Source organism: Stenotrophomonas sp. STEN054, assembly GCF_056854535.1.
Genome location: NZ_JBXFWG010000056.1, coordinates 1 through 25,431 on the forward strand (window position 1 = coordinate 1; position 25,431 = coordinate 25,431).

The window sequence follows — 25,431 nt, forward strand, 5'->3', positions numbered from 1 at the left end:
GGGGATCGCTCGACTCGTCTGTCGGCTGGTACCCGCAGATAACATGTTGACGGTCCCTCCACCCTGGCTCCTACATACCTCGTGGGAGCCGGGAGGAACATACAAGCCATGTTCGGCTCCTTTCAGCGGCAGCCGAGCATGGGCTCGGCTCTACAGAAGCACAAAAAAGCCGGGCAATGCCCGGCTTTTTCATGCACATCCGCAACGGTTTACTGCGCCTTGATCGCCATCGCCTGCAGCCCGGTGCCATCCAGCTTCTGCTTGGCTTCGGACAACTCGCCGGCACTGCCGTAGGGCCCCATGCGCACGCGGTACACGGTCTTGCCGTTGATCTGCGCCGATTCCACCCGCGCGGCCAGGCCCATCATTGCCAGCTTGGCCTTGGTCGCCTCGGCATCGCCGGACGCACCGAAGGCGCCGGCCTGCAGGATGTAGCGCGTGTTGTCAGGCGCTGCAGCCGGTGCCGCGGCAGCCGCCTGCGCAGCCTCCGCACGCGCGGCCGGCGTGGTCGCCGCCGTGCTGGTGGCCGCCGGTGCCGCCGTCGAAGCAGGCGGCGTGGCTGCCGCCGGGCGTTCGCTCAGCGGTGTCGGCAGCGGCCGTGCCGTGCTGGTGGCCGGGGCGGTGCTGGCCACGCTGGGGGTCGCCGCCGGTGCAGCAGCCGCAGCCGCCGGAACCGGCTTGCCTTCCAGGGCCGCCTGCGCGCGCTGCGCCTCGGCCTTGGCCCGGCGCAGTTCCTCGGCACGCGTGCTGGCGGCCAGTTCGGCGTCGGACATCTCGACTTCCTTGCCCGGCAGCAGGGTGTAGAAGTCGTACTGGGTGGCCGCCGGCTTGGCCGGTTCAGCGGGCTTCGGCGTGGCCGGTACTTCCGTTGGCTGGCTGCCGACATCGCTGTCGGCATCGGCAACCGGGGCCGGCTGCGCGTTCGGATTCGGCTGCGGGCCGGCGCGCAGGAAGCCATCACCTTCGCCCTTGAACAGGTTCGGCGCCGCCAGGAACACCACCGCGGCAATGGCCACACCAGCGACCAGCCACACCCATCCCGGGGTGCCCTGGCTGCTGCTGTTGCGTCGTGCCTGGCTTTTGCCGCGTCGTGCTGCCATGTGTACTGCGTCTCCTGAAACTTACATTTTTTCCGGGGCGCTGACGCCCAGGAGGTCGAGGCCATTGGCCAGTACCTGGCGCGCGGCGCAGGCCAGGGTCAGCTTGGCATTGCGGTCCGTGGCATCGTCCACCAGCACCGGCGTCCCGTGATACCACGTGTGGAAGGCGTGCGCCAATTCACGCAGGTACTGCGCCACCAGGTGCGGTTCCAGCGCCACGCCAGCCGCTTCGACCACTTCCGGGTACCGCGAGATTTCGTTCATCAGCAGCAGCGAGGCGTCGTCGGCCAGGCGGCCGAGGTTGCCCAGCCCGTTGCCCTGGTCGTACACCAGGCCCTTCTCCTGCGCCTGCCGCAACAGGCTGCAGACGCGGGCGTGCGCGTACTGCACGTAGAACACTGGGTTGTCGTTGCTCTGCTGGCGGGCCAGGTCGATGTCGAAGGTCAGCTGCGAATCGGGCTTGCGCGCGATCAGGAACCAGCGGGTGGCATCGCGCCCGGCTTCCTCGATCAGGTCGCGCAGGGTGAAGTAGCTGCCGGCACGCTTGGACAGCTTCACTTCCTCGCCGCCGCGCATGACGGTGACCATCTGGTGCAGCACGTATTCCGGCCAGCCCTGCGGGATGCCCACTTCCATCGCCTGCAGGCCGGCGCGCACGCGGGCCAGCGAACCGTGGTGGTCGGCGCCCAGCTCGGTGATCGCGCGCTCGTAGCCGCGCTGCCACTTGGACAGGTGGTAGGCCACGTCCGGCACGAAGTAGGTGAAGGTGCCGTCGGACTTGCGCATCACGCGGTCCTTGTCGTCACCGAAGTCGGTGCTGCGCAGCCACAGCGCGCCGCCTTCCTCGTACGTGTGGCCCGAGGCCTGCAGCTTGGCAACCGCTTCGGCCACCTTGCCATCGGCGTACAGCGAGCTTTCCAGGAAGTAGATGTCGAAGTCGACGCCGAACGCGGCCAGGTCCAGGTTCTGCTCGTTGCGCAGGTAGGCCACGGCGAAGCGGCGGATCGCGGTCATGTCGTCCGGATCCTTGGCGCCCACCACCATGGTGCCTTCCAGGTCGACGCTGGCGCCGGCCAGGTAGGCACGGGCGACGTCGGCGATGTACTCACCGCGATAGCCGCCTTCCGGCCAGCCGTCCTGGTCCGGGGCGATGCCCTTGATGCGTGCCTGCACCGACAGCGCCAGGTTCTCGATCTGTACGCCGGCGTCGTTGTAGTAGAACTCGCGCTTGGCGTTCCAGCCGTTGGCATCGAGCACGCGCGCCACGCAGTCGCCGATCGCCGCCGCGCGGCCATGGCCGACATGCAGCGGACCGGTCGGATTGGCCGACACGTACTCCACGCCCACCGTGCGGCCATTACCGGACAGGTTGCGGCCGTAGTCGTGGGCTTCCTTGATGACCGAGGCGGCTTCGCGCTGGTACGCGGCCGGGGCCAGGTGGAAGTTGATGAAGCCAGGGCCGGCGATCTCGACCTTGCTGACGTCCTCGCTGCGCGGCAGCGCGTCGACCAGCGCCTGGGCCAGTGCGCGCGGGTTGCTGCGCGCGGCCTTGGCCAGCAGCATGGCGGCATTGGTGGCGAAGTCGCCGTGGTCGCGGGTCTTCGGGCGCTCGACCACGAAGTCCGGCGGCAGGGAGTCGGCGGGCAGGGTGCCATTGGCGCGCAAGGCTTCGATGCCTTGGCTGATCAGGGCGCGGAGGAGATTTTTCACGAGGCCTGCTGTGAGAATGAGCGGCGGAATCGCCCATTTTAGCGCAGATGCCGGCGCGTACGCTGACCGAGGCCTGCCCATGTGAACGCGCGCGACCTCCGGCGGCCGGGCGCGCGGGGCCAGCGGGCTCAGCCGAACAGGCGCGGCTGGTGCTGCGGCAGCAGACCCCGTTCAGCAAATGAAACCGGCCGCCCCTCGCCAATGACGAAGTGGTCCAGCAGGCGGATGTCGACCAGCGCCAGGGCCTGCTGCAGTTCCTCGGTGATCCGCGCATCGGCCCCGGACGGCTCCGGGTCGCCCGAGGGGTGGTTGTGGCTGAGAATCACCGCTGCCGCGTTGTGCAGCAGGGCCCGCCGGACCACCTCGCGGGGGTAGACCGGGGCAGTGTTGATGGTGCCGGCGAACAGCTCCTCGCAGGCGATCAGGCGGTGCCGGTTGTCCAGAAAGAGGACCAGGAACAGTTCGCGCGCCTGGCCGCGCAGCCGGTGCTGCAGATAGCGGCCGACTGCCAGCGGGTTGTCGCCCACGCTTTCGCCCTGCGCCAGTTCGGCAGCCAGGTAGCGGTGGGCCAGCTCCAAGCCCGCGACCAGCGTGCAGCTGCGCGCCGGCCCCAAGCCGGGCAGGCGGGCCAGCTTGGCGGCCGGGCGGTCCAGCAGTACCCGCAGTGGGCCGTGGCTGCCGAGCAGGTCGCGCGCGGTCTGCACCGCATCGCGGCCGCCGAAGCCGGAGCCCAGGAACAGGGCCAGCAGTTCGGCATCGGACAGGGCGGTGGGCCCGCGCGTCAGCAGCTTCTCGCGGGGGCGTTCCTCGGGTGGCCAGTCGTGGATGGACATGGCGGCATGGTCGCTGCCGCGGCGTCCGCCAGCCATCGGCATTTGCCGCCCGCGATGGTCGGCCGATCCCTCAACCGCGCTGGGCCTGCAGGTAGTCGTACAACTCCTGGTTGTTGTCCAGGCCCAGCTTGCGCATGGCCTCGGCCTTCTGCCGGCTGATGGTCTTGGCGCTGCGGCCGATGTGCTCGGCGATGGCATTCACGCTCAGGCCCTCGCCCAGCAGCTGCACGACCTGCTGTTCCCGGGCCGAAAGCGTCGCCTGCGGTCTCGGGAACAGCAGATCGCGCGACTGCAGCAGGCGGCGCAGCTGGTGGGAGACGAATACCTTGCCGGCCATCACCGCGCGCAGGGCCTGGGGCAGTTCGGAGAAGTCGGCGCTCTTGTCCACCAGCCCCTTCACGCCATCGCGCAGCAGCCCATCCAGCAGCCCCGGGTGGCGCGCGCCGGTCAGCACCACGACCGGCAACGCGGGGTGCTGCTGGCGCAGCGCCTCCAGCAGCTCGGGGCCGTCGGGCCCGGTGCCGGGCATGGAAAGGTCGGTCAGGATTGCGTGGCAAGGTTGCCGGGCGACCAAGTCGAGCAACCCGGCGCCATCGGCGGCCGCGCCGGTGACACACATCTGGTGGCGTTCAAGCACGATGCGGATGCCGTGCAGTACGACCGGATGGTCGTCGGCGATGATGATGCGCGGATGCACGGTGCACTCCTCGGAAAACCAGATGGCGCACCCGAGGGGGCCAACCGTGATTCTGATGAAGCCGCGGCCGGCTGAGGTATAGGAAAGTTCCGAATCGAAGGGGGGACAACCCGGAAAACGATGTAGCAGGAGTTTCATCTGCTGATAGCTGCGCGCTATGTGCGCTATGTGCGCTATGTACCGGGACGTTATCGGCCATCGGGTAAGCTAGCGCCCTCGTTTGCACAGGATTTCCAGGTGGCTGATTCTCCCAACGACCTCCCCGCGCCGGCCCGCGCGCTGGAAGGCCAGAAACTGCTGTTGTGCGTCGGCGGCGGGATCGCGGCCTACAAGGCACTGGAGCTGGTCCGCCGCCTGCGCGATGCCGGCGCGCTGGTCCAGGTGGCGATGACCGCCGGCGCCCAGCAGTTCGTCACCCCCCTCAGCTTCCAGGCCCTGTCCGGCCAGCCCACCCGCACGACCCTGTGGGACAGCGCCGCCGAACAGGCCATGGGCCACATCGAACTGGCGCGCTGGGCCGACCGCATCGTGGTCGCGCCGGGCACCGCCGATCTGCTGGCACGCCTGGCCCAGGGCCACGCCGATGACCTGGTCAGCACCCTGTGCCTGGCCAGCACCGCGCCGCTTACCGTGTGCCCGGCGATGAACCACCGCATGTGGCTGCACCCGGCCACCCAGGCCAACATCAGCCTGCTGCGCCAGCGTGGCGCGCAGGTGATCGGCCCGGTCGACGGGCCGCTGGCCGAGGGCGAATCCGGTCCCGGCCGGCTGGCCGAGCCGGGCGACATCGTCGCCGCGCTGGCCGGCCTGGGCGGCCGCGTCCCGGCTGCCGCCGCCGCGCCGGAAACCCGCGCGCTGCAGGGCCTGCGCCTGCTGATCAGCGCCGGCCCGACCTATGAAGACATCGACCCGGTGCGCTACGTCGGCAACCGCAGCAGCGGCAAGATGGGCTTCGCCCTGGCCGGTGCCGCCGCCGCCCTCGGCGCCGAGGTGGTGCTGGTCAGCGGCCCGGTGCAGCTGCCGACGCCGCCCGGCGTGCACCGCGTGGACGTGCGCTCGGCCGCGCAGATGCGCGATGCCGTGCTGAAGGCGCTGCCGGCCGACATCTATATCGGCGCCGCCGCCGTCTCCGACTACACCCCGCGCCAGGTGGCTGCGCAGAAGCTGAAGAAGACCGCCGGCAGCCAGTCGCTGGTGATCGAGCTGGTGCGCACGCCGGACATCCTGGCCGAGGTCGCCGCACAGACCCAGTCGCTGAAGCTGGTGGTCGGCTTTGCCGCCGAAACCCACGACGTGGAGAAATACGCGCGTGGCAAGCTGATCGACAAGCGCCTGGACCTGGTGATCGCCAACCAGGTGGGCATCAGCGGCGGCGGTTTCGAGAGCGACAACAATGCCGCCACGGCCTATTGGCAGGACGGCGAACAGGTATTCCCGGCTACTTCCAAGCGCGAGCTGGCCGAACAACTGCTGGCGCTGATCGCGCGGAGGCTTCACGCATGACCCAGGCAACATCCACCCCGGTGGCCCCTCTGCAGGCCTTGCAGGTGAAGCTGCTCGACCCGCGCTTCGGCGACAGCTGGCCGCTGCCGGCCTATGCCACCGAAGCCAGCGCGGGCATGGACCTGCGCGCGGCGCTGGAAACCGCGCTGACCCTGCAGCCGGGCGATACCGCGCTGGTTCCCAGCGGCCTGGCCATCCACATCGGCGACCCGAACCTGTGCGCGGTGATCCTGCCGCGCTCGGGCCTGGGCCACCGCCATGGCATCGTGCTGGGCAACGGCACCGGCCTGATCGATGCCGATTACCAGGGCCCGCTGCTGATCAGCGTCTGGAATCGTGGCCGCGAAGCCTTCACCATCGAGCCGGGCGACCGCATCGCCCAGCTGGTTGTCGTACCGATTGCCCGTGTCAGCCTGCAGGTGGTGGATACTTTCACCGACAGCGTGCGGGGAACGGGTGGATTCGGCCATACCGGGGTGCGTTGACGGGGGAGACTGATGAGCGGCAGCGGGGAAGGACGGCAGAAGCAGTCAATGGGGCGCAATACGCCGTTGCTGGGTGTGGCGCTGTTGTTGCTGGCCGGCTGGTTCGGCTGGAGCGCCGTGCAGCAGTGGCGGCAGCAGGCCAACGGGGACACGCTGGCGCAGGCCCGCGACGAGGCGGTGCAGGGCGTGCAGCAGGCCGCAACCGGCCAGCTGCAGCAGCTGCAGCAGCACCTCAAGGGCGATCGCGTGCAGCAGTCGCTGCAGGCCGGCGACGCCGCCGGGGCCGCGCAGGCCCTGCGTGAGAGCTGGTCCGGGGTCGAGCAGGTGGACGTGCTGACGGCCGGACTGGCCGATGCCTACGCCGATGGCGCGACCTTCGGTTACGCCCGCCTGGCGCTGCTGGAATCGGTGCTGGCCGACGGCAAGCCGGGGCTGCGCGTGGTCCGCGATGGCGGGGGCAACCGCCTCGGCCTGGCGGCGCCGGTGCAGCTGGGCGCGCTGGGCCCGGCCGTCGTCTATGTGCGGCAACCGCTGCTGCGCCTGACCGGTCCGCTGGACCAGGTACGCGCGCCGTCCAGTGGCTTCCTGTCCCTGCGCCAAGGCGCGCACGACATCGTCGCGCACGGTGACGCCCGCCTGGCCGACAGCGCCGAAGCGATGGCGCGGCCGATCAAGGGCACCCCGCTGCGGCTGACCGCCAGCGTACCGAACATCGAGCCGGGCCCACTGGGCCTGGGCGCCCTGCCCAGTGCCATCGTGGCGCTGCTGCTGGCCTTCATCGCCGTGCTGCTGGTGGTCGGGCGTGGCCGCCTGCCGAAGTCGTTGCCGATGCCGATCCGTCGGAGCGCCGCGGCCGAGATCGACCAGGGGCCGACCCTGCGCGAAAGCCTGCAGATGGCCGCGCCGGTTGTGCCGGCCACCGATGCGGCCGCCGCTACCGCCGGCGGGCCGCCTGCCGTACCGCCGCCGCCGCCGGTGGACCTGCCGGCCGACATCTTCCGCGCCTACGACATCCGCGGCGTGGTGGGCACCGAGTTGAACGCACGCAACGCCGCGCTGATCGGCCAGGCCATCGGCACCGTCGCCCTCGAACAGGGGCTGCGCGAGGTGGTGATCGGCCGCGACGGCCGCCTGTCCGGGCCGGAGCTGTCGGCCAGCCTGGCCGAAGGCCTGCGCCGCGCCGGCTGTTCGGTCATCGACATCGGCCTGGCGCCGACGCCGCTGGTCTATTTCGCTGCCTTCCACCTGCGCACGGGCACCTGCGTGGCGGTGACCGGCAGCCACAACCCACCCGAATACAACGGCTTCAAAGTGGTCATCGGCGGCGAAACGCTGTCCGGCGATACGATCACCGATCTGTACCAGCGCATCAGCGAAGGCCGCCTGGCCCAGGCCGCCGAGCCGGGCGACTACCAGCAGCGCGAGGTCGCCGCCGACTACATCCAGCGCATTGCCGACGACGTGCAGCTGGACCGCCCGCTGAAGGTGGTGGCCGATGCCGGCAACGGCGTGGCCGGTGCGTTCGCGCCGCAGCTGCTGGAAGCCATCGGCGCCGAGGTCATCCCCCTGTACTGCGATGTCGACGGCACCTTCCCCAACCATCACCCCGATCCCAGCGAACCGGCCAACCTCGAAGACCTGGTGCAGACGGTCAAGCGCTTCGGCGCCGACCTCGGCGTGGCTTTCGATGGCGACGGCGACCGTTTGGGCGTGGTCACCGGCGAGGGCAGGATCATCTATGCCGACCGGCTGCTGATGCTGTTCGCTGCCGACGTGCTGATGCGCAATCCCGGTGCGATGGTGATCTACGACGTGAAGTGCACCGGCAAGCTCTCCGACCATGTGCTGCGCAACGGTGGCAGCCCGCTGATGTGGAAGACCGGGCATTCGCTGATGAAGGCGAAGATGCGCGAGACCGATGCCGAACTGGCAGGCGAGATGAGCGGCCACTTCTTCTTCAAGGAACGCTGGTTCGGTTTCGATGACGGCCTGTACGCCGCCGCCCGCCTGCTGGAAATCCTTGCCCAGCGCGAAGAGACCCCGCACGAGGTGCTGGAGGAGCTGCCGGACACGGTGTCCACGCCAGAACTGAAGGTGCCGGTGGCGTCCGGGACGCCGCATGCGCTGGTGGCGATGCTGGTGGCTGCGGCGCAGTCCGAGGACAACCCGTATGCCGGCGGTCGCCTGTCGACCATCGATGGCCTGCGCGTGGACTACCCCGATGGCTGGGGCCTGGTGCGTGCCTCCAACACCACCCCGGTGCTGGTGCTGCGCTTCGAAGGCAACGACGAGGCTGCACTGCAGCGCATCCAGGCGCTGTTCCGCAGCCAGCTGCAGGGCCTGCTGGGCGACACCGCGCTGGGCTTCTGATCGGTCGTGGTGGGGCCGGGCTGCGCCCGGCACCCGCCGAATCAACTGCAACGTCAACGTCAAAAGCCGGCTATCCGTGGGATGGCGGGGTGGGTCCGGTTGCGGGGGACGCTGCAAGTACGTCCCTGTAAGCTCGGTCGCGCAATCCATGGCGCTCACGCCCCCGCAACCGGACCCATCCCGCCTTCGACAGTTTCCTGCGATCTGTTGGAACGGCGTTCTGCTTTGGTGGGTGCCGACCGTTGGTCGGCACGGGGTCGGATCGACGGCATCCACGCATGGCGTGGATCTACCCCTTGAACCGCAACCCCACACCCGGTTCGGTGAACAGGTAGCGCGAATCCAGCGCCGAATCGCCCAGCTTGTGCCGCAGCTTGCCGACCAAGATGCGCAGGTAGTGCGTGTCGTGCTGGTGGGTCGGCCCCCAGATCTCCTGCAGGATCTGCGGCTGGGTCACCACCCGCCCGGCGTTGCGCAGCAGCAGTGACAGCAGCGCGTACTCCTTACGCGTCAGTGCCACCGGCTCGCCATCGATCGCCACTTCGCGGCGCACCAGGTCCACGTGCAGGTGGCCATCATCGAACAACGGCGGGGTGCCGTCGCTGGGCACGCTGCGGGTGCGCAGCAGGGCCCGCACCCGGGCCATCAGCTCCTGGGTGCCGAACGGCTTGGTCACGTAGTCATTGGCGCCGGTATCCAACGCCCGCACCTTCTCGTCCTCGCCGGCGCGCACGGTCAGCATGATCACCGGCACCTGGCTCCATTGCCGCAGCTGCGCCAGCACTGCGTGGCCCTCCATGTCCGGCAGTCCGATATCCAGGATCACCAGGTCCATGTCTTCGCTGGCGGCCATTTCCAGGCCTTCCTGGCCGGTGGCGGCCTGGCGCACCTGGTAGCCCTGCGCGCGCAGGCTGATGTCCAGAAACCGGCGGATCTGGGTTTCATCGTCGATCACCAGCACGCGCGCGGCCGGCACGCTGGCATCAATCGGGATCGGGCTCATCGTGGGCAGCTGGCTTGAGCAGGGGCAGGGTGATGCGGATCAGAGTACCGCGACCGTCGCGTCCGGGCAGCGCCTGCACGCTGCCGCCGTGGGCGCCGATCATGCCCTGGCAGATGGTCAGGCCCAGGCCGGTGCCGTGGCGGCCGCGGTCGCCGCGCTCGACGCTGTAGAACATGTCGAAGATGCGCGCGCGTTCGTCATCGGGGATGCCGGGGCCGGCATCGATCACGTCGATGCGCAGCTGGCCGTCCCGTTCGCGTGCCTGCACCTGCACCGGCGCATCGGGCGGCGAGAACTTGGCGGCGTTCTCCATCACGTTGAACACCGCCTGTTCGACCAGCGCCGGGTGCACCCAGATCGGCGCCAGCGTGAAAGGAATATCCAGTTCCAGCCGCACCCTGGGCTGGTAGCGCTGCAGGCGGCGCGCGGCCGAGCCGATCAGCTCGTCCACGCCGATCCAGTCGCGGTTGATGGTCAGCCCTTCGTGGCCGAGCCGGGTCATGTCCAGCAGGTTCTGGATGTAACGGTCCAGGCGCTCGCCTTCCACCAGGATGGTGTCCAGCAGCGCACGCCGGTCGGCCACGTCCATCGCCGTGCCATAGCTGGCCAGGCTGTCGGCCGAACCGATCATCGCCGCCAGCGGCGAACGCAGGTCGTGCGATACCGAAGACAGCAGCGCCGAGCGCAGCCGCTCGGTCTCGTTGCTCACATGCGCCTGCTCCAGCTCGGCCACCAGCCGCGTGCGCAGTGCGGCCTGGGCGATGTCATCGACCATCGCTTCGGCCAGCTGGCGCTGCTCGGGCAGCAGGCGCGCCTGCGCACCGGGCAGGTACAGACCGGCCACGCCCACGGCGCGGTCATCGCCATCCAGCAGGGGCAGGAACCACCACTGCGCGCCAGCCAGCGTGTCGGTGAAGCGGCCGCTGGGCTGGCCGTGGCGCAGGGCCCAGTCGGCGGCGGCCAGGTCGGTATCGCCGGGCTGGGCGCGGCCGCCGGTGGCGGTGTCGGCGCCGATCCGCAGCCACGCCGGCACGTCCATCGCCTGTTCCAGCGCCTGCCTGCCGGCCTGCGCGACCTCGCCGTTGCCGGCCGCGCTGGCCAACTGCCGGCCCAGCTGCTGGCGTGCACGCGCATGGCGGTTGGCCGCGCGCAGAGCGATCACCTGCATGCGCAGGCGCGAGGCGAGGCGCCCGGCCACGAGCGCCGCCGCGAGGAACAGGAACACGGTGATCACGCCCTGCCGCGCACCGATGGCGAAGGTGAAGCGCGGCGCGATGAACAGGAAGTTGTAGGCCAGGAAGCACAGGATGGCCGCCATCACCGCCACGCTGGCGCGGGTGCGCGCCGCCACCAGCACCACCGCCACGATGAACACCATCGACAGGTCGGCCATGCCCACCCAGCGTTCGCCCAGCCACGCCACTGCGCAGGCCAGCGCCGTGGCCAGCAATGCCTGCAGCGGCTCGTGGCTGATCCCGCGCATCGGCGGCAGCAGGCCTTCGCGGCGCGCGCGTGCGCGTGCCTGCGGCGTGCTGATGATGGTGATCTCGTAGTGCGCGCCGCGCTGGATCAGCTGCTGGGTCAGCGTGCGGTTGAACATCCGCGCCAGCGGCCGCTCGCGGGTGCGGCCCAGCACCAGGGTCGACACACCATTGTGCGCGGCATGGTCGAGCAGTGCATCGGCGATGCTCGAGCCATGCAGCAGTTCGGCATCGCCGCCCAGCCGCCGGGCCAGCGCGAAGGCCGCATCGATCTCGCGCCGTGTGGCCTCGTCCTGGCGTCGGCCCTGCACGGTTACCACCGTCCACGGCGCATCGCGGCGTTCGGCGATGCGTCGCGCCACCCGCACCAGGTATTCGCTCTGGCCACCGCCATCGATGGCCACCAGCACGCCGCGGCGCAGCGGCAGGTTACCTTCGCCGCGGGCGGCGCGGGTCTCGCGCAGGCTGCTGTCGACCCGGTCGGCCGCTTCCTGCATCGCCAGTTCGCGCAGCGCGGTCAGGTTGGCCGGCGAGAAGAACGCCTGCAGTGCCTGCGCGGCCTGCTCGGGCACGTACACCTTGCCCTGCTGCAGGCGCGCGATCAGCTCACGCGGCGGCAGGTCCACCAGCACGATGTCGTGCAGGCGGTCGAGCACGCCGTCGGGCACGGTTTCGCTCACCCGCACGCCGGTGATGCGCATCACCACGTCGTTGAGGCTTTCCAGGTGCTGGATGTTGACCGTGGTCCAGACGTCGATGCCGGCCTCCAGCAGCTCCATCACGTCCTGCCACCGCCGCTCGTGGCGGCTGCCGGGTGCATTGCGATGGGCCAGCTCGTCCACCAGCACCAGCGCGGGATGGCGCTCCAGCACCGCGTCCAGGTCCATCTCCAGCAGCGCGTGGCCGTGGTAGGCCACGTCCTTCAGCGGCAGCTGCGGCAGGCCTTCCAGCAGGGCCTGGGTGTCCACGCGGCCGTGCGTCTCGACCAGCCCCACCACCAGGTCCACGCCACGGCGCAGCTGTTCCTGCGCGCGGGTCAGCATGGTGTAGGTCTTGCCCACGCCCGGCGCCGCGCCGAGGAACACGGTCAGCTTGCCGCCGGCCTCGCGCTGCAGGCCTTCCGCCAGGGCATCGGCCTGGCGCGTGCGCGCATCATTCATCGCCGCTGCTGTCATGGCCGCCATTGTGCGCGCCGCCGGTGCAGGCTGGCATCACGGTGCCTTCGCCGCCTGGTCCAGGGCGAAGTTCAAGGTCACCACGTTCACCCGCGGCTGCCCGAACACACCCCACTGGCGGCCTTCGGTATGCGCCTGCAGCAGCGCCTGCACGCGTTCCACCGGCAGGCCGCGCGCGCGCGCCACGCGTGCCACCTGCACCTGCGCGGCAGCCGGTGACAGCTGCGGGTCCAGGCCGCCGCCGGACTGGGTGACCAGATCGGCCGGTACCTGCGCCGGGCTCACGCCTTCGCGCGCTGCCACCGCCGCGGTGCTGGCGGTCACGCGCTCGGCCAGCGCGGGGTTGCTGCGGGCCAGGTTGGAACCGGCCGCGGCCATCGGGTCGTAGTTGGCCGCCGACGGCCGCGCCTGGAAGTAGCCATCGTCGTTGAACGGCTGCGCCAGCCATGCCGAGCCGCGCACCTTGCCACTGCCATCGCGCAGCAGGCTGCCTTCGGCCTGGGTCGGGTAGCTCAGGCCGGCAAAGCCGGTGGCGATGCCGGCGTAGACCGCGCCGGCCAGCAGCAGGGTGGCCACGCCCAGGCCGATCGCCGGGCGCCAGCTGGCATCGTCCTGCAGGCGCGCCATGCGGGCCTCGGCCGTGTGCTCGCGCGGCAGGGAAGAAGAGGTGGAGACAGAACGGTTCATGCGCCGAATACCAGGACAAGAAGGAGGTCGATCAGCTTGATCGCCGCGAACGGCAGCAGCACGCCACCGAGGCCGTACACCAGCATGTTCCGGCGCAGCAGCGCGGTTGCCGTGGCCGGGCGGAAGCGCACGCCACGCAGGGCGAGCGGGATGAGCGCGGGAATCACCAGGGCATTGAAGATCAGCGCCGCCAGCACCGCGTTGCGCGGGCTCGACAGCTGCATCACGTTTAACGCGGCCATGGCCGGGACCGCAGCGGCAAACAGCGCCGGCAGGATCGCGAAGTACTTGGACACGTCGTTGGCCAGCGAGAAGGTGGTCAGCGCGCCGCGGGTGATCAGCTGCTGCTTGCCCACTTCCACCACCGCCAGCAGCTTGGCCGGGTCCGAATCGAGGTCGACCATGTTGCCGGCCTCCTTCGCCGCCTGCGTGCCGGAGTTCATCGCCAGGCCGATGTCCGCCTGGGCCAGCGCCGGCGCATCGTTGGTGCCATCGCCGACCATCGCCACCAGGCGGCCACCGGCCTGTTCCTGGCGGATGCGTGCCAGCTTGTCTTCCGGGCGTGCTTCGGCGATGTAGTCGTCGACGCCGGCTTCGGCGGCAATCGCGGCCGCGGTCAGCGGGTTGTCGCCGGTGATCATCACCGTTCGGATGCCCATCGCCCGCAACTGCGCGAACTTCTCGCGCATGCCGTGCTTGACCACGTCGGACAGCTCGATCACGCCGAGCACATGGCGGCCCTCGGCCACCACCAGCGGGGTGGCACCGTTGCGCGCCACCTGCTCGACGCGCCCGGCCAGCTCGGCCGGCACCGTGCCGCCCAGCCCCACCACGTGGTTGCGGATCGCATCCAGCGCGCCCTTGCGGATCTGCCGCCCATGTTCAAGATCCACGCCGGACATGCGGGTCTGTGCACTGAAGGCCAGGTACCCGGCCTGCTCCGGTTCGGCGGTGCTGCAGCCCTGCTCGCGTGCCAGGCGCACGATGGATTTGCCTTCCGGGGTCGGGTCGGCCAGCGAGGACAGCAGCGCCGCTTCGCGCAGCTGGCTGGCATCGATGCCGGCCAGCGGATGGAAGTGGCTGGCCTGGCGGTCGCCGTAGGTGATGGTGCCGGTCTTGTCCAGCAACAGCACGTCGACGTCGCCGGCCACTTCCACTGCCTTGCCCGACTTGGCCAGCACGTTGGCGGCCAGCGCACGGTTCATGCCGGCAATGCCAATCGCCGGCAGCAGGCCGCCGATGGTGGTCGGGATCAGGCACACCAGCAGAGCGATCAGCAGCAGCGGATCGACCTTGACGCCGACGTAGGCGCCGATCGCCGGCAGGGTCGCCACCACCACCAGGAAGGTCAGCGTCATCGCCGCCAGCAGCAGGGTCAGCGCGATCTCGTTGGGGGTCTTCTGCCGGTTGGCACCTTCCACCAGCGCGATCATCCGGTCCAGGAAGCTGTGGCCGGGCTCGGCGGTCACCCGCACGATGATCTGGTCGGACAGCACCTTGGTGCCGCCGATCACGCCGGAGCGATCGGTGCCGGCCTCGCGCAGCACCGGCGCCGACTCACCGGTCACCGCCGCTTCGTTGATGGTGGCCAGGCCCTGCACGATCTCGCCATCGGCCGGTACCAGCTCACCGGCACTGACGATCACATGGTCGCCCGGGCGCAGCCCGGCAGCGGCAACCTGGGTTTCGGCCGCACCCGGCTGCGGGGCGGCCAGCCGGCGTGCCACCAGGTCCTGGCGGGCACGGCGCAGCGAGGCGGCCTGGCCGCGGCCACGCGCTTCGGCCACCGCTTCGGCGAAATTGCCGAACAACACGGTCACCAGCAGGATCGCGGTCACCGCCAGGCCGAAGCCCAGTGGCGCGTTGCCGGTGAGGGTGACGATGGCGGCGACGATCGTGCCGGCCATCACCACCGCCATCACCGGGCTGCGCACCAGGTGCATCGGCGCGAGCTTGCGCACCGCCTCGACCAGCGCACGGCGCAGGCCGGCAGCATCAAGCAGGGCAGGGCGCGGTGCAAGGGAACTGCGGGAAGAACTTGCGTGGGTACTCATCTTGGGGTGTCCTCAGTGCAGTCCCAGGCTCAGGTGGTCGGCGACCGGGCCGAGGACCAGGGCCGGCATGAACTGCAGCACGGTCAGGATGACGATCACCGAGACCAGGGTCAGGGCGAAGGTCGGGGTTTCGATCTGCAGGCTGCCCGCCGATTCCGGGGCCTGGCGCTTGGCGGCCAGCTGTGCGGCCACCACCAGCGGGATGATCAGCAGCGGGAAGCGGCCCAGCAGCAGCACCAGCGAACAGCTCAGGTTCCACCACACGGTCGCATCGCCCAGGCCCTCGAATCCCGAGCCGTTGTTGGCATAGGCCGAGACGTACTCGTAGAACACCTGGCTGATGCCGTGGAAGCCCGGGTTGGAGGTGCCGGCCAGGCCGGGCACGGCCAGCGTGATCGCAGTGAACATGAGCAGGGTGATCGGCTGCAGCAGCACCAGCAGGGCCAGCAGGCGTACCTGCGGGGTTTCCAGCTTGCGGCCGAACAGCTCAGGCGTACGCCCGGTCATCAGCCCGGCCAGGAATACGCCCAGCAGCAGGTAGACGATGAACTGCTGCAGGCCGCAGCCGATCCCGCCCCAGATCGCGCTGACCAGCATGTTGACCATCGCGATGCCACCGCTCAGGGGCGCCAGCGAGTCGTGCATGCCGTTCACCGAACCGTTCGACACCTGGGTGGTCACCGCCGCCCACAGCGCGGTGCCATCGGCGCCGAAGCGCACTTCCTTGCCTTCCATCAGCAGCGGCGTGGCGGCGCTGGCGCTGTGGCCCTCGCTCCACATCATCGCGCCGGTGGAGAACAGCGACATGCCCAGCATGCAGCTGAACACCAGGACGCCGAAGCGGCGTCGCCCGGTGAATGCACCGATCATGAAGATCACCGCCAGCGGGATCAGCAGGATGCCCACCACCTCCAGCATGTTCGACACCGGGGTCGGGTTCTCCAGCGGGAAGCTGCTGTTCGGGCCGTACCAGCCGCCACCGTTGGCGCCCAGCTGCTTGGCCGCGACCATCGCCGCCACCGGGCCCAGCGGCAGCTTCTGCTGGGCCATGCCGGCGCTGGCGTCGATCGGAGTTGCCTGCGGTCCGCCGGCCATCGTCGAGGGCACGCCCTGGCTGGTCAGCAGCAGGGTCCAGATCAGGCACAGCGGCAACAGGAAGCGCACGCACAGGCGCACCACGTCCACGTAGTAGTTGCCCACCGGCACCTGGCGGTCGTCACCGGCCGCGGTCTGCGGCGCACGGGCGAACAACGCGCGCAGCGTGGCTACCGCCAGCGCCAGGCCCATCATCGGCGTCACCACCTGCAGGCCGGTGATGCCGGTCATCTGCGAGAGGTAGGACAGCTGCGCCTGGCCCGAATAGTGCTGCTGGTTGGTATTGGTCAGGAACGAGATCATCGTGTGCAGCGCGGTGTCCCAGCGCATGTTCGGGATCTGGTCCGGGTTCAGCGGCAGCCAGGCCTGGGTCATGAACACCGCCTGGGTCAGCACCGCCACCACCACATTGCTCAGCACGAAGGCCAGCACGTAGCCGCGCCAGGACATCGAGCGCGCAGCATTCACGCCGAACAGCCGGTACAGAGGTTTCTCGATCCAGTGGAACAGCACGTCCACCTTCATCGGCGTGCCACGCATCACGCGCGCCAGGTACAGGCCCAGCGGCCAGGCCAGCAGCAGGCTGGCGGCAAGAATCACAAGCATCTCAGTCATGGCAGGCTCCGCTCAGAAAGACTCGGGCCGCAGCACGACATAAAGAAGATAGGCGGCGGCAACCAGCACCAGCACGCCACAGAACAACGACAGCCAGGGGGACATGGGAAATGCGTCCTGGTGGAACCCCTCCACCTCAGGCCGCCATCGTCGTCCTGCCCCCCATAAACGCACTACGCGCCGGACGGGGCCGGCGCGTAAAGAGTGCATAAATTCCGTTGTTGCCGAGGCTTCAACCGCCCGGAGCGATGCCCTTCAACTCGCGGTAGCGTTGCAGGCTGGCCTCGATCTCGGCCTTCAGCGTGACCTGCTGCTGCTCGAAGCTGGCCTGCAGGCGCTGCTGTGCCTGCAGTTGGGCGTGGCGCTGGCGGATCGCCTCGGCCTGCTTGTCGTCGACCTTGCCGCCGGCCAGCTCGCGATCACCGGCCGACCCCAGCAGGGTCACCAGCGAATCGCGCAGGCTGGCGACGTTGTAGCGCGCGGTGTTCAGATTGTTGTCGAGCACCTCCTGGCGCTCGTTGAACACCTTGCGCAGTGCATCCTCGCTGCCATAGGTCGACAACATGGCCTGCTCGGTGCGCTGCTTGGTCTGCGCCGCCATCAGGTCCAGCTGGGCCTGCGCCGCCACGGTGGCCGCGGCGGCGCGTTCCTCGTCGGTCAACGCGCGCTGCACCTGCGCGTTGCGCATGCCGCTGTTGGCATTGAACTCCTCGCGGGCGTTGTTGACCGCATTGGCCGGCAGCGCATCGCTGCAGATCCGCTCCTTGCCCTCGTTCCAGCAGTACAGCTTCTTGTCCGGCGTGCCGGACTGGGCCAGCAGGCTGGCCGGCAGCGCCAGCAGCAGGCTGGCGGCAACGATGGCAGGAACTCGGAACATGCGACCTTCCCCTGGGTCAGCGTGCGGAACGGACGCCGTACTGGGCGCGATAGGCCTCCAGCGGCTGCCGGTAGCCCACAAGTTCCGGGTTTCCGGAGGCGAAATCAAGCAGATCGGCCAGGGTTGCGACAGCGATCACCGGGATGCCGGCTTCCTCGGCCACGGCCTGCGCCGCCGAGCGGTGGTCGGCTTCCGATGCGATCTCCTGGCGGTCCAGCGCCACCACGATTCCGGCCGGGATGCCGCCGGCAGCGCGGATGATGGCCAGGGCTTCGCGGATGGCGGTGCCGGCGGTGATCACGTCGTCGACGATCAGCACGCGCTTGCCGGTCAGGTCGGCGCCGATCAGCTGGCCGCCCTCACCGTGGTCCTTCACTTCCTTGCGGTTGAACGACAGCGGCAGGTCGCGGCCACGCTGGGCCAGCTCGCAGGCCATCGCGGTGGCCAGCGGGATGCCCTTGTAGGCCGGGCCGAAGACCACGTCGTACTTGATGCCGCTGGCGTCGATGGCGTCCGAATAGCAGGCGCCCAGCTGTGACAGCAGCGAGCCGGAGTCGAAACGACCGGCGTTGAAGAAGTAGGGGCTCAGCCGGCCGGACTTGAGGGTGAACTGGCCGAAGCGCAGGGCATCGGCGGTCAGGGCCAGCTGCAGGAAACGGTGGCGGTGGTCGCTCATCAAAACTCGATTCATCTTCATTTGGAGCATAAATCCTAATCCAGCTGGGCTTTCCGCGCTCGTCCGGCCCCGTGTGAACGCCCTGCCAGGCCCATCCGGCGGGCTGCGCGGGCCGCCGGGCAACCGGTATGCTTGCCCGGTTTCCCGCCGTAGGTTCATCCGCATGCGCATCATCAGTTTCAACGCCAATGGCATCCGCTCGGCCGCCACCAAGGGCTTCCTCGACTGGTTCCGGGCCCAGGACGCCGACGTTCTGTGCATCCAGGAAACCAAGGCGCAGGAGGACCAGCTCACCGATCCGATGTTCCGCCCCGACGGCCACCACTGCTTCTACCGCGATGCCATCACCAAGAAGGGCTACAGCGGCGTGGCCATCTACAGCAAGCGCGAGCCGGACCAGGTCATCACCTCGCTGGGCTGGGCCCCGTTCGACGACGAAGGGCGCTACATCGAGGCGCGCTTCGGCAATCTCAGCGTGGTCTCCTTCTATATCCCGTCCGGCAGCTCTGGCGACCTGCGCCAGGGCTTCAAGTTCGAAGTGATGGAATGGCTGCGGCCGATCCTGGAGGAATGGGCGCGCAGCGGCCGCGACTATGTCCTGTGCGGCGACTGGAACATCGTCCGCTCGGCGCTGGACATCAAGAACTGGAAGTCCAACCAGAAGAATTCCGGCTGCCTGCCCGAGGAGCGCGACTGGCTCAACGGCCTGTGCGCCGACCACGGCCAGGCCACCGACGTGGCCACCGGCCGCGGCTGGGCTGACGCCTACCGCCTGCTGCACCCCACCGGCGAGGACTACACCTGGTGGAGCAACCGCGGCGCCGCCCGCACCAACAACGTCGGTTGGCGCATCGATTACCAGTTCATCACCCCCGGCCTGCGTGACCGCCTGCGCAGCTGCTCGATCTATCGCGACGAGCGCTTCTCCGACCACGCCCCGTTCACCGTGGACTACGACCTGTGAGCGAAGCCGCTGCAAAGCCCAGCTACAAGGGTTGGGCCGGGATCAAGCGCGCCTTCGGCACACCCTCGGCCCTGACCATGGCCCTGCTGGGCTTCGGCAGCGGCCTGCCGTTCCTGCTGATCGCCTCGCAGACCCTGTCCACCCGCCTGCGTGATGTCGGCCTGGACCTGGGCAGCATCGGCCTGATCAGCCTGGCCAGCTTCTTCTACCTGCTGAAGTTCGTCTGGGCACCGCTGCTGGACCGCTACGCCTTCCCGCTGCTGGCCTTCATGGGGCGCCGCCGCTCCTGGCTGCTGCTGTCGCAGGTGGCCGTGCTGATCGGCCTGGTCGCGCTGGCCTTCGTCCGCCCCGAACAGGGCGTCTGGCCGCTGGTGGCCTGGGTGCTGGTGGCGTCCTTCGCCGGGGCCACCCAGGATTCGGTGGTCGATGCCTACCGAATCGAGATCGCCCCGGAAACCGCGCAGGCCGCGCTGGCGGCCACCTACACTCTGGGCTACCGCATCGGCCTGATCCTGGCCGGTGCCGGCGCGCTCTACCTGGCCCAGTTCGAAGGCTGGATCATCGCCTATCTGGCCATGGCCGGGCTGATGCTGCTGCCGATCATCACCACCCTGCTGTGCCGTGAGCCGGACCGGCCCGCGCAGGCCGTGCAGCGCCGCATCGATGTAGCCGAAGCCTTCGTGCAGCCGATCACCAGCTTCTTCACCCGCAACGGCATCGCCCTGGCGCTGGGCCTGCTCGCCTTCGTCGGCCTGTTCAAGTTCCCCGACCAGGTCATCGGCGTGATGGCCGGCCCGTTCTACCTGGATTCGGGCTTCGACAAGGCCGACATCGCCACCGTCTCCAAGCTGTTCGGCGTCTGGATGGGCATCGGCGGCGCCTTCCTCGGCGGCATCGCCGTGGCCGCCTTCGGCTTCCGCCGCATGCTGCTGGTGGCGGCGCTGGGCGTGGCCCTGTCCAACCTCGCCTTCCTGTTGATGGCGCACAACCCGGGCCAGCTGTGGGCGTTCTATGCCGCGCTCAGCGCCGACAACCTGTTCCAGGGCTTCGCCGGCACCGTGCTGGTGGCCTTCATGTCCTCGCTGACCGACCGCAACTTCACCGCCACCCAGTACGCCCTGCTGGTGTCGCTGGCCAACCTGCCGGGCAAGTTCGTCGGCGGCGTCTCCGGCTACATCGTCGAGGCCACCTCCTACAGCACCTTCTTCATGCTCAGCGCGGTCACCGTGGTGCCGACCCTGCTGCTGCTGGCCTGGCTGTGGCCGCGCATCCACGACCGCAGCGAACCCGCTCCCTGATTGCCTGACTGCGCAACCTGCGGGATGATCGCCGCGGACGCGCCGAGGGGGCGGTGCCTTGCGAACGGGGGAGTGAGCATGGCCGATGTAGTGCTGCGGGACGTGGACCCGCTGCTGTTTGAACGTATCCGAAGGGTGGCCGTGGCGCGCGGCTGGACCCATGAGCAGGCCTGTTCGGTGCTGCTTGAACAGGGCCTGTTGAGCAGCGAGCTGGAGGTCCGCTCCGGCTTCGGCGATCCCGAAGTGGACGCCCTGTCAGCGGCGATCGCCGCCCTGCAGGCGATGCCGGCGGGGCAGGGGTTCGATTGAGCTGATACCGCGTCGCCGGGCATGACCCGGCGCTACCGCGCTTCCCGTAGATCCACGCCATGCGTGGATGTCGCGACCTCACGCCAGATGGATCGCCCCGAGAATCCGCGGCCCCGAGGCCCCGGTCACGCTCGGCAGGTTGCCCGCCAGCCCGTCCATCGTCCGCTGGGCCAGCCAGGCAAAGCCCATCGCCTCCATGTACTCCGGGTCCAGCCCGTGCACGGCGCTGGATTCCACCGCCACGCCCGGCAGCAGCGCCGCCAGCCGGTGCATCAGCTGCCGGTTGTGCACGCCGCCCCCGCAGACCAGCACCCGGCAGGTGTCCGGCTGCTGGGCCCGCAGTGCATCGGCCACGGTCACCGCGGTCAGCTCCAGCAGAGTGGCCTGCACATCGGCGGCCGCGTACTCGCCTTCGCCCATGCGCGCCTCGGCCCAGGCCAGGTGGAACTGTTCGCGGCCGGTGCTCTTGGGCGGCGGCAGGTCGAACCAGGGGTCCGCGCGCCAGCCGGCCAGCAGCGCCGTGTCCACCGCACCACTGGCCGCATAGGCGCCATCGGCGTCGAAGGTTCGGCCGGTATGCCGCTGGCACCAGGCATCCATCAGCGCGTTGGCCGGGCCGGTGTCGAAGCCGCGCGGCATGCCGTCGCGCGGGATCAGGGTCAGGTTGCCGATGCCGCCCAGGTTGAGCACCGCGCGGTCCTCGCCGGCCGTGCCCAGCATCGCCAGGTGGAAGGCCGGCATCAGCGGCGCGCCATGGCCGCCGGCCGCCACGTCGCGGCGGCGGAAGTCCGCCACGGTGGTGATTCCGGTCAGCTCGGCAATGCGGTTGCCATCGCCCAGCTGCACGGTGAAGGCCGGGTCGGCCAGCGGCCGGTGGCGCACGGTCTGCCCGTGCGAACCGATCGCGCGCACCTGGCGGCGGTCCAGGCCGGCCTCGTCCAGCAGCTGGTTGGCGGCTGCGGCGAAGTTGATCGCGATGCGCGCATCGAGCTCGCCCAGCTCCTCCAGCGATTCCAGCGGCCCGCCTTCGCCCAGCGCCACCAGCCGCGCGCGCAGCACCGGCTCCCAGCGGGCGGTCAGGCCGCGCACGAAGCGGCAGCCGCCGCCGGCGGGGAACTGCACGAGCGCGGCATCGATGCCGTCGGCGCTGGTGCCGGACATCAGGCCAAGGTAGAGCGGGGCATCAGCGTCGGCAGTCGTGTTCATGGCAGGCATAAAAAAAGGACGCGGCAAGCTTGGGCTGCCGCGTCCTTCTTCGTCAACGCAGGGCCGGTCAGCCGCGCTTGTGGCCGTTGGCCGGCTTGGCCTTGGCGCTGGCCACCGCGGTCGGGGCGGCGTCTTCGCGGCTGCTCGGGGCCGGGCTGGCCTTGGCGTAGATCATCTTCTCCATGCCCTGGATGCGGGCCATGGCCGGTGCGGTCTGCGCACGGAAGGCCACCAGCTCGGCGCCCTTCAGCGGTTCCGGCGGCGGCATGGTCACCGTCAGCGGGTTGCGGTGCTCGCCGTTCACGCGGAATTCGTAGTGCAGGTGCGGGCCGGTGGCCAGGCCCGTCGAGCCGACATAGCCGATCACCGTGCCCTGGGCTACGCGCTGGCCGGCCTTGATGTTCGCAAAGCGCGACATGTGCCCGTACAGGGTGGTGTGGCCGCGGCCGTGGTCGAGGATGACCACGTTGCCGTATCCGCGCTGCACGCCGGCGAACTGCACGCGCGCATCGCCGGCGGCCATGATCGGCGTACCGGTGCGCGCGGCGTAGTCGACGCCCTTGTGCATGCGCATCTTGCCCAGCACCGGGTGCTTGCGCGCGCCGAAGGTCGAGCTCAGGCGCGCGAACGGGATCGGCATGCGGATGAAGCTCTTCTTCAGCGAACGGCCATTGAGGTCGTAGTACTCGGACTTGCCACCGCGCTCGAAGCGGAAGCCCGAATAGGTCTTCCCGCCGGTGGTGAAGGTCGCCGCCAGGATCTTGCTGGTATCGACCTTCTCGCCTTCGCGCCAGGTCTCGTCCATCACCACGCTGAAGCGGTCGCCCGGCTGCAGGTCCTTGGAGAAGTCGATGTCGTACTTGAAGATGTCGTCGGTCATCGTCGCGATCGCCGACGGCGACAGCCCGGCCCGGCGGGCCGCGGCATACAGCGAACTGGTGATCTCGCCGCTGGTGACCACCGTGCGCGTGGAGGTCTCGCGCTTGATCACCTTTTCCTTGATGTCATCGCCGGCCAGGCTCAGTTCCACCCGGTTGTCGCCATCGCGGTCGAAGCGGATGCTGCGCAGGTCGCCCGAGAGCGGCATGTCGAAGGCGATCTCGGCGCCGGGGCGCAGCTTGGTCAGCGATTCACGCGCGCCCGGATGGTCGAGCACGCGGTGCAGGGTGGTGGCGGGGATGCCGGCCTGGTCGAACAGGTCGCTCAGGGTCTGACCGCGCTGCACCCGCAGCACCTGCCAGCTGTCGCCCGGGGTCTGCTGCTGGCGGGCCAGCGACAGCGGCGGCAAGGGCAGGGCCAGGCTGGTGTGGCTTTCGGCGTAGGGCGAATCGATGGTGTGCGAGAAACCCGGCACGATCGTCGCCACCAGGGCGCCGATGGTCGCGAACAGGCTGGCGTGCACCCAATGGCGGCGCGTCCAGCGTTCATTGAACGCGGCGGGGAGATGCTGCCTGAGCTTCCGGTGCAGGGCATTGTCGTGCAGGACGTGGAGACGTTCCTGGAAGCGCTGCTTGCGTGCGCGCCCTTGTTCGGAATTTTGCATCAGTGGTTTTTTCCTGCGGCCCGGGAGCGCGGGCCTGATCGCCGGTTACCATAGACACCTGAGAAAACCGCGTCAAACCCTTGTGCCTATTGGCTTTTGTGAAGCCGGATGGGTTAACTTGGCGTTAACACCCCACACAAGAAACGGCATCGCCGGGAGTAGTCACCGTGTCCTCGATTGAAGAAGCCCTTGCCCTGATCGGCCGTGGTGCCGACGAGATCCTCAAGATCGAGGATCTGCGTGCGCGCCTGCAGGAAGGCCGTCCGCTGCGGATCAAGGCTGGCTTCGACCCCACCGCGCCCGACCTGCACCTGGGCCATACGGTGCTGCTGAACAAGCTGCGCCAGTTCCAGGACCTCGGCCACCAGGTCATTTTCCTGATCGGTGACTTCACCGGCATGATCGGCGACCCGTCCGGCAAGAGCCTGACCCGCAAGCCGCTCAGCCGCGAGGACGTGCTGGCCAACGCCCGTACCTATGAAGAGCAGGTCTTCAAGGTCCTGGACCGTGACAAGACCCAGGTGCGCTTCAACTCGGAGTGGTTCAGCAAGATGGGCGCGGCCGACATGATCCGCCTGGCCAGCCAGCACACCGTGGCCCGCATGCTCGAGCGCGATGATTTCGCCAAGCGCTACGCCGCCCAGCAGTCCATCGCCATCCACGAGTTCCTGTACCCGCTGGTGCAGGGCTACGACTCGGTGGCCCTGGAAGCAGACGTCGAACTCGGCGGTACCGACCAGAAGTTCAACCTGCTGATGGGCCGCGGCCTGCAGGAACACCACGGCCAGAAGCCGCAGGTGGTGCTGACCATGCCGCTGCTGGAAGGCCTGGACGGCGTCAACAAGATGTCCAAGTCGCTGGGCAACTACATTGGTATCAGTGAACCGGCCATCGAGATCGTCACCAAGACCATGAAGGTCGACGACACCCTGATGTGGCGCTGGATCGAGCTGCTGTCCTTCGATATCGGCCAGGCCGAAGCGGTGTCGCTGCGTGAAGAGGTCGCCGCCGGCAATCTCAACCCGCGCGTGGTCAAGCTGCGCCTGGCACGTGAGCTTGCAACCCGCTTCCACGACGCCGCGGCGGCCGATCAGGCCATTGCCGGCTGGGAAGCTGCCGTGACCGGGCAGGGTGACATCACCCAGCTGCCGCTGCAGGACGTGGCCATTCCCGCAGAGGGCCTGCGTATTGCTGCACTGCTTACCGCTGCCGGCCTGACCCCGAGCAACTCCGAAGCCAACCGCAAGCTCAAGGAGCGCGCGGTCAAGGTGGACGGTGAAGTGGTCGAGGACGGACAGCAGGTACTGCAGCCGGGCTTCGAAGGCCTGCTGCAGGTCGGCAAGCGCACCTTTGCCCGCGTACGCCTGGTCGCTGCCTGACACCTTCCTTGTAGAGATGTGGAGCCGAGCCCACGCTCGGCTGCACCTCGCGGTATGCCCCCGCGGGCGCGATGGATGAACGGATGCAACATCCCGTGAAAAAAATCGCCACACCCCCTTCACAAACGCTGTGGATGGGGGCATACTTCTCCTCCCCCGTCGCAGGGGTCGCCACCAAGGGGCTTCAGCGACACCAGGGCGCCCACCACCGCCGAACGAGATGATCGAACGAAGGTGTTGACGGACTGAAAAAGTCTGGCATAATGGGCGGCTCGCTACGAAGGAAACTTCGCAGCACACGGGAACGGCGCTGAGGCCACTTCCCCTGATCTTTGAAAGTATGCGCAGGTATCTTGTGAAGGCGCCTGCAG

21 protein-coding genes are annotated in these 25,431 nt (G+C 69.1%); 7 read left to right on the top strand and 14 right to left on the bottom strand.

All coding sequences use genetic code 11. The annotated features are described in order from the left end of the window. Nucleotides 1-209: 209 nt before the first annotated feature. From AC1VXD_RS17305 to AC1VXD_RS17320, 4 genes are all read right to left on the bottom strand, one after another. Nucleotides 210-1,100: an SPOR domain-containing protein gene (locus AC1VXD_RS17305; protein WP_482993072.1), complete on the bottom strand. Its 891-nt coding sequence runs from the start codon at nt 1,098-1,100 to the stop codon at nt 210-212. Between the two features lie 21 nt (nt 1,101-1,121). After that, on the bottom strand, nt 1,122-2,810 hold the full coding sequence (gene argS, locus AC1VXD_RS17310; protein ID WP_116865390.1) for an arginine--tRNA ligase: 1,689 nt from the start codon (nt 2,808-2,810) through the stop codon (nt 1,122-1,124). A 128-nt stretch (nt 2,811-2,938) separates the two neighbouring features. Continuing rightward, nucleotides 2,939-3,643, bottom strand: coding sequence for a RadC family protein (gene radC, locus AC1VXD_RS17315; protein ID WP_482993086.1), 705 nt, complete (start codon nt 3,641-3,643; stop codon nt 2,939-2,941). A gap of 70 nt (nt 3,644-3,713) precedes the next feature. After that, nucleotides 3,714-4,340: a response regulator gene (locus AC1VXD_RS17320; protein ID WP_482993073.1), complete on the bottom strand. Its 627-nt coding sequence runs from the start codon at nt 4,338-4,340 to the stop codon at nt 3,714-3,716. Nucleotides 4,341-4,577: 237 nt separating this feature from the next. On the opposite strand from AC1VXD_RS17320, the gene coaBC reads away from it, so the two are divergent. From coaBC to AC1VXD_RS17335, 3 genes are read left to right on the top strand one after another with little or no spacing between them, the layout of a single operon-like run. After that, complete coding sequence (coaBC, locus tag AC1VXD_RS17325; protein ID WP_482993074.1) at nt 4,578-5,843, top strand: bifunctional phosphopantothenoylcysteine decarboxylase/phosphopantothenate--cysteine ligase CoaBC; 1,266 nt, start codon at nt 4,578-4,580, stop codon at nt 5,841-5,843. After that, complete coding sequence (gene dut, locus AC1VXD_RS17330) at nt 5,840-6,328, top strand: dUTP diphosphatase (protein WP_079224983.1); 489 nt, start codon at nt 5,840-5,842, stop codon at nt 6,326-6,328. Before coaBC ends, dut begins: the two co-directional genes overlap by 4 nt. Before the next feature lie 12 nt (nt 6,329-6,340). Then, nucleotides 6,341-8,698 carry a phosphomannomutase/phosphoglucomutase gene (locus AC1VXD_RS17335; protein ID WP_482993075.1) on the top strand — a complete coding sequence of 786 codons (2,358 nt, stop codon included), beginning with the start codon at nt 6,341-6,343 and terminating at the stop codon, nt 8,696-8,698. Between the two features lie 289 nt (nt 8,699-8,987). Here AC1VXD_RS17335 and AC1VXD_RS17340 read toward each other — a convergent pair whose 3' ends face one another. The 8 genes from AC1VXD_RS17340 to pyrE all read right to left on the bottom strand — a co-directional run bounded on the left by AC1VXD_RS17340 (nt 8,988) and on the right by pyrE (nt 18,361). Next, on the bottom strand, nt 8,988-9,701 hold the full coding sequence (locus AC1VXD_RS17340; protein WP_482993076.1) for a response regulator transcription factor: 714 nt from the start codon (nt 9,699-9,701) through the stop codon (nt 8,988-8,990). Continuing rightward, the gene (locus AC1VXD_RS17345) at nt 9,682-12,342 is read right to left on the bottom strand and encodes an ATP-binding protein (protein ID WP_482993077.1); all 2,661 of its coding nucleotides are present in this window, start codon (nt 12,340-12,342) and stop codon (nt 9,682-9,684) included. Before AC1VXD_RS17345 ends, AC1VXD_RS17340 begins: the two co-directional genes overlap by 20 nt. Before the next feature lie 51 nt (nt 12,343-12,393). Continuing rightward, nucleotides 12,394-13,044 carry a potassium-transporting ATPase subunit KdpC gene (gene kdpC / locus AC1VXD_RS17350; protein ID WP_482993078.1) on the bottom strand — a complete coding sequence of 217 codons (651 nt, stop codon included), beginning with the start codon at nt 13,042-13,044 and terminating at the stop codon, nt 12,394-12,396. Further along, nucleotides 13,041-15,098: a potassium-transporting ATPase subunit KdpB gene (gene kdpB, locus AC1VXD_RS17355; protein ID WP_482993079.1), complete on the bottom strand. Its 2,058-nt coding sequence runs from the start codon at nt 15,096-15,098 to the stop codon at nt 13,041-13,043. The genes kdpC and kdpB overlap by 4 nt, the downstream gene beginning before the upstream one ends. A 12-nt stretch (nt 15,099-15,110) precedes the next feature. Continuing rightward, a complete protein-coding gene (kdpA, locus tag AC1VXD_RS17360; RefSeq protein ID WP_482993080.1) occupies nt 15,111-16,808 on the bottom strand; it encodes a potassium-transporting ATPase subunit KdpA in 1,698 nt (565 codons plus the stop codon). Nucleotides 16,809-16,820: 12 nt separating this feature from the next. Next, nucleotides 16,821-16,913, bottom strand: a complete 93-nt coding sequence (locus AC1VXD_RS17365; protein WP_079225483.1) for a potassium-transporting ATPase subunit F — start codon at nt 16,911-16,913, stop codon at nt 16,821-16,823. A 127-nt stretch (nt 16,914-17,040) separates the two neighbouring features. Further along, nucleotides 17,041-17,685 carry a hypothetical protein gene (locus tag AC1VXD_RS17370; protein ID WP_482993081.1) on the bottom strand — a complete coding sequence of 215 codons (645 nt, stop codon included), beginning with the start codon at nt 17,683-17,685 and terminating at the stop codon, nt 17,041-17,043. Nucleotides 17,686-17,701: 16 nt separating this feature from the next. Then, a complete protein-coding gene (gene pyrE / locus AC1VXD_RS17375) occupies nt 17,702-18,361 on the bottom strand; it encodes an orotate phosphoribosyltransferase (protein WP_108767480.1) in 660 nt (219 codons plus the stop codon). A gap of 163 nt (nt 18,362-18,524) precedes the next feature. Here pyrE and AC1VXD_RS17380 point away from each other — a divergent pair, with 163 nt between their 5' ends. From AC1VXD_RS17380 to AC1VXD_RS17390, 3 genes are all read left to right on the top strand, one after another. Beyond that, a complete protein-coding gene (locus AC1VXD_RS17380; RefSeq protein WP_482993082.1) occupies nt 18,525-19,325 on the top strand; it encodes an exodeoxyribonuclease III in 801 nt (266 codons plus the stop codon). After that, the gene (locus AC1VXD_RS17385; RefSeq protein WP_482993083.1) at nt 19,322-20,623 is read left to right on the top strand and encodes an AmpG family muropeptide MFS transporter; all 1,302 of its coding nucleotides are present in this window, start codon (nt 19,322-19,324) and stop codon (nt 20,621-20,623) included. Before AC1VXD_RS17380 ends, AC1VXD_RS17385 begins: the two co-directional genes overlap by 4 nt. 78 nt (nt 20,624-20,701) lie before the next feature. Beyond that, nucleotides 20,702-20,932, top strand: coding sequence for a hypothetical protein (locus AC1VXD_RS17390; protein ID WP_406233373.1), 231 nt, complete (start codon nt 20,702-20,704; stop codon nt 20,930-20,932). A 78-nt stretch (nt 20,933-21,010) separates the two neighbouring features. Here AC1VXD_RS17390 and AC1VXD_RS17395 read toward each other — a convergent pair whose 3' ends face one another. Together AC1VXD_RS17395 and AC1VXD_RS17400 are read right to left on the bottom strand one after the other, a co-directional pair. Beyond that, on the bottom strand, nt 21,011-22,138 hold the full coding sequence (locus AC1VXD_RS17395) for an anhydro-N-acetylmuramic acid kinase (protein WP_482993084.1): 1,128 nt from the start codon (nt 22,136-22,138) through the stop codon (nt 21,011-21,013). A gap of 67 nt (nt 22,139-22,205) precedes the next feature. Beyond that, the gene (locus AC1VXD_RS17400) at nt 22,206-23,681 is read right to left on the bottom strand and encodes a peptidoglycan DD-metalloendopeptidase family protein (RefSeq protein ID WP_482993085.1); all 1,476 of its coding nucleotides are present in this window, start codon (nt 23,679-23,681) and stop codon (nt 22,206-22,208) included. Between the two features lie 167 nt (nt 23,682-23,848). On the opposite strand from AC1VXD_RS17400, the gene tyrS reads away from it, so the two are divergent. Further along, complete coding sequence (gene tyrS / locus AC1VXD_RS17405) at nt 23,849-25,060, top strand: tyrosine--tRNA ligase (protein ID WP_164074145.1); 1,212 nt, start codon at nt 23,849-23,851, stop codon at nt 25,058-25,060. Nucleotides 25,061-25,431 lie beyond the last annotated feature (371 nt).